This window comes from Roseovarius sp. (assembly GCF_040219995.1).
Classification (GTDB): Bacteria; Pseudomonadota; Alphaproteobacteria; order Rhodobacterales; family Rhodobacteraceae; genus Roseovarius.
Map to the genome: position 1 here is coordinate 43,753 of NZ_JAVJUC010000009.1, position 11,652 is coordinate 55,404.

At 62.6% G+C, this 11,652-nt stretch carries 10 protein-coding genes; 3 read left to right on the plus strand and 7 right to left on the minus strand.

Going from position 1 to position 11,652, the window contains the following annotated elements; all coding sequences use genetic code 11:
- Positions 1–4: 4 nt before the first annotated feature.
- The 3 genes from RID11_RS01710 to RID11_RS01720 all read right to left on the minus strand — a co-directional run bounded on the left by RID11_RS01710 (position 5) and on the right by RID11_RS01720 (position 3,720).
- The gene (locus RID11_RS01710; protein WP_350135418.1) at positions 5–937 is read right to left on the minus strand and encodes an ABC transporter permease; all 933 of its coding nucleotides are present in this window, start codon (positions 935–937) and stop codon (positions 5–7) included.
- Positions 930–1,937: an ABC transporter permease gene (locus RID11_RS01715; protein WP_350135420.1), complete on the minus strand. Its 1,008-nt coding sequence runs from the start codon at positions 1,935–1,937 to the stop codon at positions 930–932. The genes RID11_RS01710 and RID11_RS01715 overlap by 8 nt, the downstream gene beginning before the upstream one ends.
- A 76-nt stretch (positions 1,938–2,013) precedes the next feature.
- Positions 2,014–3,720 carry a peptide ABC transporter substrate-binding protein gene (locus tag RID11_RS01720; protein ID WP_350135422.1) on the minus strand — a complete coding sequence of 569 codons (1,707 nt, stop codon included), beginning with the start codon at positions 3,718–3,720 and terminating at the stop codon, positions 2,014–2,016.
- A gap of 291 nt (positions 3,721–4,011) precedes the next feature.
- Between RID11_RS01720 and RID11_RS01725 the strand changes: the two genes are divergently transcribed.
- Together RID11_RS01725 and argE are read left to right on the plus strand one after the other, a co-directional pair.
- Complete coding sequence (locus tag RID11_RS01725; RefSeq protein WP_350135424.1) at positions 4,012–5,832, plus strand: ABC transporter ATP-binding protein; 1,821 nt, start codon at positions 4,012–4,014, stop codon at positions 5,830–5,832.
- A gap of 2 nt (positions 5,833–5,834) precedes the next feature.
- On the plus strand, positions 5,835–6,998 hold the full coding sequence (gene argE / locus RID11_RS01730; protein WP_350135426.1) for an acetylornithine deacetylase: 1,164 nt from the start codon (positions 5,835–5,837) through the stop codon (positions 6,996–6,998).
- 65 nt (positions 6,999–7,063) lie between these two features.
- On the opposite strand, the gene RID11_RS01735 is transcribed toward argE, so the two are convergent.
- Entirely contained in the window at positions 7,064–7,966 is a 903-nt protein-coding gene (locus RID11_RS01735; protein ID WP_350135428.1) for a pirin family protein, read from the minus strand.
- A 156-nt stretch (positions 7,967–8,122) separates the two neighbouring features.
- Between RID11_RS01735 and RID11_RS01740 the strand changes: the two genes are divergently transcribed.
- Positions 8,123–8,605: a hypothetical protein gene (locus RID11_RS01740; protein WP_350135430.1), complete on the plus strand. Its 483-nt coding sequence runs from the start codon at positions 8,123–8,125 to the stop codon at positions 8,603–8,605.
- 9 nt (positions 8,606–8,614) lie between these two features.
- Here RID11_RS01740 and RID11_RS01745 read toward each other — a convergent pair whose 3' ends face one another.
- From RID11_RS01745 to RID11_RS01755, 3 genes are read right to left on the minus strand one after another with little or no spacing between them, the layout of a single operon-like run.
- Complete coding sequence (locus RID11_RS01745) at positions 8,615–9,223, minus strand: TadE/TadG family type IV pilus assembly protein (protein ID WP_350135432.1); 609 nt, start codon at positions 9,221–9,223, stop codon at positions 8,615–8,617.
- A 1-nt stretch (position 9,224) separates the two neighbouring features.
- On the minus strand, positions 9,225–9,761 hold the full coding sequence (locus RID11_RS01750; RefSeq protein WP_350135434.1) for a TadE/TadG family type IV pilus assembly protein: 537 nt from the start codon (positions 9,759–9,761) through the stop codon (positions 9,225–9,227).
- Complete coding sequence (locus RID11_RS01755) at positions 9,758–11,560, minus strand: pilus assembly protein TadG-related protein (RefSeq protein ID WP_350135436.1); 1,803 nt, start codon at positions 11,558–11,560, stop codon at positions 9,758–9,760. The genes RID11_RS01750 and RID11_RS01755 overlap by 4 nt, the downstream gene beginning before the upstream one ends.
- Between the last annotated feature and the right edge of the window lie 92 nt (positions 11,561–11,652).

The window sequence follows — 11,652 nt, forward strand, 5'->3', positions numbered from 1 at the left end:
CCCGTCAGCGCCCCCGGATGCGCGGGTCGAGCGCGTCGCGCAGGCCGTCGCCCATATAGTTGATCGACAGCACCGTGAGCGAGATCGCGAGGCCGGGCCAGAACACCCGTTCGGGGTAGTCCTGCAGATATTGCGTTGCGTCGTTCAGCAGACGCCCCCAGGTTGGGAAATCGGGCGGGAAGCCTAGGCCTAAAAACGACAGCGCGCTTTCGGTGATGATCGCGTTGGCGATGCCAAGCGTGGCTGAGACCATGATCGGCGACATCACGTTGGGCAGGATATGCCGGGTGATGAGGTTGAAATTCGTGGTCCCGATGGAGCGCGCGGCGAGTATGAATTCGCGCTCCTTGAGGGCCAGAACATCGCCGCGCACGATCCGTGCCGTGGGCATCCAGCTGGTGACGCCGATGGCCACCACGATCAGGATGAAGATGCCCATTTCCGGGCCGAACATGCCGTTCAGCGCCTCGCGGAACAGAAGCACCATCACCAGCAGAAGCGGCAGCAGCGGCAGCGACAGGAAGAGGTCGGTAAAGCGCATGAGCGGCCCGTCGAGGCGGCGGAAGAACCCGGCCAGAACGCCGATCAGAGAGCCCAGCACCAGCGCCAGCAGCATCGCCGTCAGCCCGACGGCGACGGAGGTCCGGCCCCCCTCCAGCATCCGTGCCAGCGTGTCGCGGCCCAGCTGATCGGTGCCGAAAGGATGCGCGAGGCTCGGCCCCTGATTGCGCGAGCGGATGTCGATATAGGTGGCGTCATAAGGCCAGATGTACGGCCCCAGAAACACAGCGAGGATGATGAAGAGCAGCACGATACCACCCGCAAGCGCGCCGCGATGCGATTTGAACTGGTCCCAGACATCTCGCCAGTGGCGGCGCGGCGGGGCGGTCGGGCCTTCGTCGGCGAGGGCGGTGATCGGTTTGGGGGTCTCAGTCATAGCGGATCCTCGGGTCGAGCACGCCATAGAGCACGTCGGCGACGATATTGAAGAACACGATGAGCACCGCGATCATGAAGGTCACGGTCTGCACCATCGGCAGGTCATTGGCCTGAATGGCGGTGATTAGCAGCTGGCCAAGCCCGTTCACCTTGAAGATCTGCTCGGTGATGATCGCGCCGCCGAAGATGTAGGGCACCCCGAGCGCGATCACCGTGACCACCGGGATCATCGAGTTGCGCAGCACATGCACCATGACGACCGCCCATTCCGACAGCCCCTTGGCGCGAGCGGTGCGCACGTAATCCTGGTTGAGTTTGTCGAGCATCGTGGCGCGCATGAAGCGGCTGATCTGCGCCGTGGTCTGCAAGGCCAGCACCATCACCGGCATGACCATTTGCAAGATCTGTTTCTTGAAGGTCTCCCAGTCGACCACCTCGAGCGTGGTGTCGTAGATCGAGGGCAGCCAGCCAAGCTGCACCGAGAAGATCACGATCACCAGCACGCCCGAGAAGAACGGCGGCACCGAATAGCCCACCATGGTGATGAACGTACCCGCCTGATCGAAAAGCGAGTATTGCCGGTAGGCGGAATAGATTCCGATGGGCATGGCAATGAGGATGCCCACCACGTAGGACATCGCCACGACCCAGAGCGTCTGCGGCATGCGCTGCACGATCACGTCCATGACCGGCGAGCGGAACTGCCAGCTGAGCACGCGCTGCTGGCCTTCGGCCAGGGCCGTGCCGAAGATATGGTCGAAGAGCAGCATCGGCTCGACCACGAAGAACTGGTACATCCATTTGAAAAAGCGCACATGCGTCGGCTCGCCCAGGCCAAGCGCCTCGCGCATGCGTTCCTTGACCTCGGGCGGCACGGTCAGCGGCACCTGCGCCATCGGGTCGCCGGGGGCAAGCTCCAGCAGCAGGAAGATCACGAGGCTGATGAACAGCAGCGTCGGAATCGAGAGCACGAGCCGTCGGATCGTATAAGTCAGCATGCGCGGCGCCTCTGCGGGGTATTCAATGAAAAGAGGGGCCGGGCATGCGCCCGGCCCTTATCCGGCAATGGCCGGATCACTCCTCGATGCGGTACCAGTCGGCTGCGTTCCACAGCTCGGTATCCCACACGTTCAGGATCACGCCGCCCAGGGTGTTGGACTTGGCAGAGACCCGGCCACGGTGGACGAGGGGGATGATCACGTTTTGCTCTTTGGTGATCATGTTGTTGAGCTTGATGGCGATCTCGGCCCGCTCGTTCAGGTCCGCCGTGCGGCCCAGTTCCTTGACCAGTTCGTCATATTCCGGGTCGCAGAAGCGGTTGATGTTCTCGCCCTGCCACTGGCTCTCGGGGCGCGGGGCCTTGCCGCAGGTGCGCGAGGCGAGATAGTTCTGCGGGTCGGTGCCGTCGAAGAGGTTCGCATACATCTCCACGTCGGCATAGAACTTCTGGAAGGTGTCCGGGCTGCCCGGATCGCCGCCGAAGAAGACGGAAGCTGAAACATTGCGCAGCTCGGTCTCGACGCCGATTTCCGACCACCACTGCTTGATCAGCGCCTGGAAATCCTGGCGCACGGCATTGGTCGAGGTCTGGAACAGCAGCGAGAGTTTCACGCCGTCTTTCTCGCGCACGCCGTCGCCGTTGCTGTCGGTCCAGCCAGCCTCTTCCAGAAGCGCCTTGGCGCCCTCGAGGTCGTGCTCGAGGCAATGAGTGTTGTCGGCGGCGTAAATGTCGGGGCCGGGCACCCAGTCACAGGTTGGGCGGCCCGCCTTGCCATAGCCGATCTCGGTCAGCAGGACGCGGTCGATTGCCATCGAGAGCGCCTGGCGCACGGCCGGATCGGTCAGGATGGGATGCGGATGCGCCGCGGTGGCGCGCTCGCCCTCGGGCAGGTCGGGGGACGGGTCGGTCAGGTTGACCTCAATCCGCTCGACCAGAGTGCCGAAGGCGGCAAGCGCCTCGCCTTGCCCCGCCTCCTCCATGTTGGCGATCACGTCGGGGGCGAGTTGCAGGTTCCAGGCGTAGTCGAACTCGCCGGTTTCCAGCACAGCGCGGCCCGCCGCCGTGGCGTCGCCGCCGCCCTTGAAGGTCATGGTTGCGAAGGCCGGCTTGTCGGGGTCGCGATACTCGGGATTGGCCGAGAGCGAGATCACATCATTGGGGCGGAATTCGTCCACCACGAAGGGCCCTGTGCCGATCGGGGCAAAGTTCTCCTCGGCGCATTCCGAGGCGCGCGCGCCGGTGCATTCGGCGTATTGCGCAGCCTGAATGATCGGGGATTGGCCGCCCATGAAGGGACCGTAGGGGTTGGGCTGGGCATCGGCGAAATTGACCTTGACGGTCAGGTCATCGATCACCTCGACCGAACTGACGCCCTCGTATTTGGCCAGCTGGGCGCAGCCGCCTTCGGGATTCATGCAGTACTCGGCGGTGAATTTCACGTCCGTGGCGGTAAAAGGCGTGCCGTCGGACCATTTCAGCCCCGGCTTGATCTTCCAGGTGATCGACTTGAGGTCTTCGGCCACGCCGCCGTTTTCGACGGTGGGAATTTCCTCGGCGAGGTAGGGGACCATCTCGCCCTTTTCATTGTAGCGCCCGAGCGGCTCGATCACGAGGCTTGCCGCCTCGATCTCCTTGGTGCCGCCGGACAGGTAGGGGTTCATGATCGACGGCGCCTGCCAGTAGATCACGTTGACATGGCCATCCGACCCGCGTTCGGCATGTGCCGCAAGGCCAAGGCACGACGCGGCGGTTGCCCCGAGAAGTAAGGATTTCAGGGTCATGGGGTTTGATTCCTCCGGTGTTGGACAGCTCTGGTTCGGCCATCTCGTTTTCGGTTTTGCCGACTTGTGCCGGGCTTGGTGTGGCGGAAAAAGGCTGTCGGGCGCATGTAAGCACCCGCACCGCATCCCCGCCGGTTCGCGCATCACAGACCGGATTCGGGCAAAAAGCAAGGGGCGCATTCCGCGAATTCGACAATCGCGCGGGATCACCCGGACATGGTTTGACACTGGTGCGTCAAAGTGAGTAGCGTTTCACCATTGCCCGTCATGGATGAGAAAAGGCCGCGCCGCATGCTGGACACCCCGATTGCCCGGATCGAGAATCTTCGGGTCACCTTCGAGACCAAGGATGGCCCCGTTGTGGGGGTCGAGGATGTCTCTTTCAAGGTCAATCCCGGCGAGACCGTCTGCATCGTGGGCGAATCGGGATCGGGCAAGTCGGTGTCGTCGCTGTCGCTGATGCGGCTTATCGAATATGGCGGCGGCACCATCGCGGGCGGGCGGATGCTGTTCGACCGCCGCGAGGATGGCGAGGTCGATCTTGCGCAAACCGAACAGGGGTTGATGCGCACGATCCGGGGCAACGAGATCGGGATGATCTTTCAGGAGCCGATGACCGCGCTCAACCCTGTGTTCACCGTGGGGCGGCAGCTGTCCGAAGGGCTGCGCGTGCATCGCGGGATGGACAAGCGGCAGGCCCGTGCGCGGGCGCTGGAACTCTTGAAGGAGGTGCGTATCCCCGAGCCGGAGCGCCGCCTCGATCAGTATCCGCATGAGCTGTCGGGGGGGATGCGGCAGCGGGTGGTGATTGCCATGGCATTGGCCTGCAAGCCGCGACTGCTGATCGCGGACGAGCCGACGACGGCGCTCGACGTGACCATTCAGGCCGAGATCCTGGCGCTCATGGACCGCTTGAAGCGCGAGACCGGGACGGCGGTGATCTTCATCACCCATGACATGGCCGTGGTGGCGCAGATGGCCGACCGGGTGGTCGTGATGTTCCGAGGCAACAAGGTCGAGGAGGGGCCGGTCGAGCAGATATTTGAGTCGCCTCAGCATGATTATACCAAGGCGCTGCTGGCCGCTGTGCCCAAGCTGGGCGAGATGCAGGGCAAGGCCTATCCCGAGCCGATGAAGCTGGTGGGCGCGGATGCGCAGGAGATCAAGCCGATCAAGGGCCAAGACGAGGAACTGTTGCACGTCAAAGGGCTGACCACGCGGTTCGCCGTCAAGGGTGGCTTCTTTCGCCGCACGGTGGCCAATGTGCATGCGGTCGAGGATCTGTCCTTTTCGCTTGCCAAGGGCCGCACGCTGAGCCTTGTGGGTGAATCGGGCTGCGGCAAATCAACCGCCGGGCGCTCGATCCTGCGGCTGGTGGAGCCGATGGCGGGCGAGGTGGTGCTGGATGGCACCGATATCATCGCGCTCGATCCCGGCGCGCTGCGTAAGGCGCGCGTCGATATGCAGATGGTGTTTCAGGACCCGTTTGCGAGCCTCAATCCGCAGATGAAGCTGGCCGATCAGGTGGCCGAGCCGATGCGCAATTACGGCCTTGTGAGCCGCTCGGAAATGGATGACCGCGTGGCGATGCTGTTCGACCGGGTGGAATTGCCGCGCTCGTTCCTGCGGCGGTTCCCGCATGAGCTCTCGGGCGGGCAGCGGCAGCGGGTGGCGATTGCGCGTGCGCTGGCATTGAACCCCAAGCTTATCGTGGCTGACGAGGCGGTGAGCGCGCTTGACGTGAGCGTGCAGGCGCAGGTGCTGAACCTGATGATGGAATTGCAGGCCGAACTGGGGCTGAGTTATCTCTTCATCAGCCATGACATGGCGGTGGTCGAGCGTGTGAGCCATGATGTCGGCGTGATGTATCTGGGCCGGATCGTCGAACGCGGCCCGCGCGCCGCCGTCTTCGAGAACCCGCAGCACCCCTATACGCAGGCCCTGATGAAGGCCGTACCGGTGGCCGATCCGCGCCGCCGCAAATCCGAGAAGGATCTGAATTTCAAGCCGATCCCCTCGCCGATCCACCCGGTCGGATACGAGCCGGGGCCGTCGGAATATCAGGAAGTGGACCCGGGCCATTTCGTGCTGACCTCGGAAAGCGGCTATTGATCATGACCCAAAGACTGACGCCGGTCGAGCTGATGACACAGCTCGTGAGCTTTCCCACCGTGAGCCGGGACAGCAATCTGCCGTTGGTGGATTGGGTCGAGGATTATCTGCGCGGACATGGCATCACCGCGCATCGCCATTATGACGAAACCGGCGAGAAGGCCGCGCTGTTCGCCCATGTCGGACCTCAGGTCGAGGGCGGTGTGGTGCTTTCGGGGCATACCGACGTGGTGCCGGTGGATGGCCAGCCCTGGACCTCTGACCCGTTTACCGTGACGGAGCGCGACGGCAAGTATTTCGGGCGTGGTTGCGTCGATATGAAGGGCTTTGACGCGCTTGCCATCTGGGCGCTGGTCGAGGCGCATCATGCGGGTGTTGCGCGGCCCCTGCAACTGGCGCTGAGCTATGACGAGGAAGTGGGCTGCGTCGGTGCGCCACCGATGATCGAGCGGATGCTGGAGGTGTTGCCGAAGGCGGAGCTGGCGATCATCGGAGAGCCGTCGACCTTGCAGGCGGTGACCGGCCACAAGGGCGGGCTGGGCTATGACGTGCATGTGGTGGGCTTTGAGGTGCACAGCTCGATCATGCACCGGGGCGTCAACGCGATCATGGCTGCCGCGCCGCTGATCGACTGGGCCAATCAGCAGAACGCCGAGAACCGGGCGCGCACGCCGTCGGAGCTTGGGTCAATGTTCGAGCCGCCCTGGACGACGCTGCATGTGGGCACGATCTCGGGCGGCACGGCGCATAACATCACCGCCAAGGATTGCCGCTTCGGGATGGATTTCCGGGTCGTGCCGGGCGAGGACCCCGAGGAGTGGGGCGCGCGGTTCGAGGCGAGGGTCGCCGAGGCCGAGGCCGAGATGCAGGCGGTGCATCCCGATACGCGGATCGAGTTGCGGCGCAAATTCCGTGTGCCAGGGTTGCAGCCGGAAGAGGGCGGTGCCGCGGAAGGGTTGGCGCGGCAGATCACAGGCGACAATGGCCGTCACGTGGTCAGCTACGGCACCGAGGCGGGGCAGTTTCAGGAGCGCGGCTATTCGGCGGTGATCTGCGGGCCCGGCGACATTGCGCAGGCGCATCAGCCGGATGAGTTCATCACCGTGGCGCAGTTCGAGGCCGGGCATGATTTCATGCGGCGGCTGGTGGAGAAACTGCGCGGCTGAGGCCTGCCCTGGTCGATGCGCGAATGGCCCGGAAATCCCGGGACCGATCCGCCGCATCAAACGCGTTACTTGATGAAACTGCCATTGCGCAACTCTCGCATGGCCTGACGCAATTCATCTTGTGTGTTCATCACGATCGGGCCATGCCATGCCACCGGCTCTTGCAGCGGTGCGCCAGAGATCAGAAGAAAGCGCACGCCGTCTTCGCCCGCCTGCACGGTAACCTCGTCTCCGGTGCCGAAGCGCACCAGCGTGCGGTCGCCGGACGGGTCGCGCAGATGGAGTTCGCGGCCCGCCACTTCCTTTTCCAGCAGCACGCCGGTCGGCGTCGAGGCATCGGCAAAGGCCCCGGACCCGGCAAAGACATAGGCAAAGCTGCGCCGGTAGGTATCGACCCGAAAGGTCTTTCGCACCCCCGGCGGCACCGAGATGTCGAGATATTGCGGATCGGCGGCGATGCCGTCCACCGGGCCGCGCTTGCCCCAGAATTCGCCCACGATCACCCGCACGCGGGTGCCGTCATCGTCGATGATCTCGGGGATGTCGGGGGATTTCACATCCTGATAGCGCGGTGCGGTCATCTTGAGCGAGGCGGGCAGGTTGGCCCAGAGTTGAAAGCCGTGCATCTGTCCGGAGGCGTTGCCGCGTGGCATTTCCTGATGCAGGATGCCCGACCCGGCGGTCATCCACTGCACATCGCCCGCGCCCAGAGTGCCCGTGTTGCCGAGGCTGTCGCCATGCGCGACGTCACCCGCGAGGACATAGGTGATCGTCTCGATGCCGCGATGCGGATGCCATGGGAAGCCCTTGGCATAGCGCGCCGGATCGTCGTTGCGAAAATCGTCGAACAGCAGGAACGGGTCCAGCTCCGACGGGTCGTGAAAGCCGAAGGCGCGGTGCAGGTGAACGCCGGCACCCTCCATCGTGGGCTGCGCGGGGCGGGTTTCGAGAACGGGTCTGATCGACATGAGCGGTCTCCTTTCACCCGATTAGATAAGCATGCGCGCCGCGCATGGGCAGGGGGCGGTCTGTTCGCAGGCAAAGAGAGGCTGTGCGTTTTTGACGATCCCCCTCGCCAAGCCGGAATAGGCGGGGTAGATGCGCGGGGCAAAGGGAGACGCGCGATGATTGACGATGATGACGTGCAGGTGGTTCTGGCTGCCTCGGCAGGGCGCAGGATGATCGGTGTGGGATCGGTGGCCGGGCTTGGCCTGATCCTGCTTTATCTCGCGCTGGTGCAATCCCCGAGCCTGGGCTGGCAGGTCTTCATGGTGGGGTTCGGAACCGGGGCGCTGTGGCTGGCGCAGCGCATGTGGCGCGCGACCACGTTGCGGCTGGTGCTGTCGCCTGCGGGCCTGCGGTGCAGCGATGGGCGCGTGTTGGCCGAAATGGACGAGATCATCGGGGTGGACCGGGGGGCGTTCGCCTTCAAGCCGTCCAACGGATTCATGCTCAAGCTCAGCCGCAAGGGGCCGTTTGCCTGGGAGCCGGGCATCTGGTGGCGGATCGGGCGGCGCGTGGGGGTGGGGGGTGTCACACCCGGCACCCCGGCCAAGGTCATGGCCGAGATGATTCAGGAACGTATCACGCAGCGCGGCAACGACTGACCCGGAGGCCTAGCTGGTCGTATTGCTGGTGTTGCAGATGTCGATGTGGCATAGCTGCGGTGCGAAACGCAGCGTCATGAACATCCGCGCCTCGATCGGAAATTCACGGAACACACCGCCGAGCGTGACGGACGGTCGGTAGAGCGACCGGCTCTCAACGAGAATCATCTCCTGCCCGTTGAGCATGGCCGGAAAGAAATCATCCGCATTCTCGACCATCTCCTGCGTCATCTCCTCGAACGCACCCTGGCCGCGCAGTTCGGACCAGCGCAATTCGAAGAAATCGACATTGTTGTCAGGGTCGAGGTGACGGCGCACGACGGTGATCCGCAACTGGCCGATATCGGAACGTGTCAGATCGTTGAACAGCGTCTTTGCGTTGTCGATATAGGTGTCGTCGATCGGCGAACTGTTGTTCTGCTCTCGCGAGAGGATGTCGGCGATCGTGTAGGTCGCCTTGTCGGTCAGGCTTTGCTGGCGGTAGGCACCATAGGCCTCATACGAGAAGAACAGGCCAATCGTCAGGAACGGGGCCATGATCACGGTCTCGAGGGCGGCGGTGCCGCGTTCGTCCGACCAGAATGATCCGAACAGTCGCTTCAAAAGGGAAGGTTTCATATCAAATCGGCTCCTGCACAAAGGCACTGGTGGCAACGATAAGCGCCTCGCCATTGGGATCCTTGAATACCGCGCGTCCCAGCCATTGCGACGGGTAAATCGGTGTGTACTTGGCGCAGGCGCGCAGCATCATCAGCTGGTTTTCGCCGCCGGATGTAAATTCACGCAGCGGCTTGGATTCGTCGGCGGCATCGGTGCAATCCGGGGAGGGATCAAGCTGGGTAAAGTTGCGCAGATCGGTCGGGATCATTTCGAGGCGCAGCTTGTTCGCGCAATCGGGGATGATCAGCGAGTTGTCGCAGATGATATCCTTGATGTCGTCATGCTGCGGTGCGCTTCCGGTGCCGAGGCGAATTTCGCGGACCGCGATGTCCAGACCGCGCTCGAGCATGGTGGCGCGCAGGGTCACGAAACCCAGTTCAATCGAAAAGAACATGAACGAGAAGAAGAGCGGGGCCACCATCACGAATTCAAGTGAGGCGGTGCCCTTTTCGTCCCGCAGGTATCGGCGTACCCGCCGTGCGAACGACCGGATCATTGGGTCAGCCTCAACTGTTTGACGTTGACCGCGATGGTGTTGAACACGGTCTTGATGTTGAACGTGGTTGCGTTGAAGTGGTGCGATGTGGTGGAGGCACAGGCCCGCAGTTTGTTCGCCGCGCTGGCCTGACTGCCCATTTCGAAGGCCACTGTGTAGATCGTGATACCCGCAGCGTTGGCGGCGTCGCAGATGTCCTCCATCTGCGCGTCCTTCTTGCCCGGGGTGATCGCTTTGCTCCCGGAGGACCCGAATTCGTTGTAAGGGCCCCAGCTGCCTGTCTTGTTCTTGTAGTATTCGGGCGTCATCAGGCCCCACGCGATATCCCAGTCAATGCGCTCATGCGAGATGTAGCCAGGCATGCTGGTAATGTCGCTGTTCTGGTAGGTCGCGCCGGTTTCCGTGTTGTAAAAGTCATTATAGTGCGGGCTGTAGAGAAAGAAGGAGGTGGTTTCACCGCCAGATGCCCGATACTTGCAGTCGTAACGTGACCAGCTGCAGTATTGCTCGTACTGGCTTCCATACCAGCGGCGGCTGGTATCGTAACGGTCATAAAGGTAGTGAAACTCCTGGTCCTGGTAGGTCACCTCGTAGAGGTTGGAGTTTGCGCCACGATACTGAGCCGGTAGCCGGTAACTATAGTCGTTCTTGCCGTCGCTCATGACCAGCATCACCTTGAGGGTGTCGCCGGTGTCATAGGTGGCGGGCATGTTGCTCAGCAGCGGATCAACATCGTGATATGCCACCGTATTTCCGTATTCGTCGATCTTGGTCTTGGCGGCCTGCAAGGCGGTCACGACCGGTGCGAAAGCGGGGTCGAGCAGGGCAGAGCCCCATTTTATGCCCTCATTCGTGCTGGTACTGCCGGCGGCCTGCAAGGCATTGATCTTGGTTTCGAGCACGGACTGCTTTGTGGCGTAGGGCAGGATCTGAAAGAAGTCCTCGGGGTAGCAGGTCTGGTTGTAGGTGTCGCCTGACCCCCACGCGAACGAATCGTTGGACAGATCCCCGAACGTGGTGCCTCGCTTGGAGGTGTAGAGCATCTGTTGATAGATCGCGTTCGGATCCATTGCGGCGTTGTCGTAATCCGCGTCGCTGAATTCGAGGCACCGCGAATATTGATGGGTCGTGCTGACGTTGAGCGCCTCGAAAAGGCTCTTCGGGGGCGACACGGACCAGCTATACGGCACGATGGAAATAACAGCATCCCGTTCTTCGGTATTTTCCATCACAGTCTGGATGAACTCGATCGCGGCAGGACGAAGGGCTTCGATGCGCGTGCCTTGCATCGAGCCGGAGTTGTCGAGCACCATTGCGACCTCGAGTTTCGGGATCGTGACCTCGGCGGTGGCACCGGCGGCGGATTGGAGCTGGTCGACATTGGCGAATTTCATCAGATAGGTGTCGACGATGCGTTCCGCGCGGGCGCTGACCTTGGCGGAGTTGAGCTTGATGTCGATTTCATCTTCCTGTTCGGCCAGCAGGTACGCGCCGAGCCCGGCCTTGTCGAAGTAATCCTCGATCACGTCGCGCGCCTGGGCGTTGGTACTGGCCTGTGCGCCGGCAAGCACCGCCCGGTCGAGCGTGGCCTGGAGACTGGCACGGGCCGTTTCCTGACGCATCGTATCAAGGGCGATCCCGCCCATCACGAGCATCATGATGAACACGACGAACGAGAAGGCCGTGACGGTGCCGTCCTCGTTGTTCAGAAACTTGTGAACGGGCCGCGAGGCAAGTGCGGTCCCATTTTTCAACAGGGCGGTCAGGCCCGGTTTCCTCGGAGCTTGCTCTACACGCATTCTGATCACCTCTTAATGACCTCAAGGGCCCCCGAAACCATAAATCGGCACACCCAATGCACCATTAATCTCTATCCCAGTTCATTATGGTC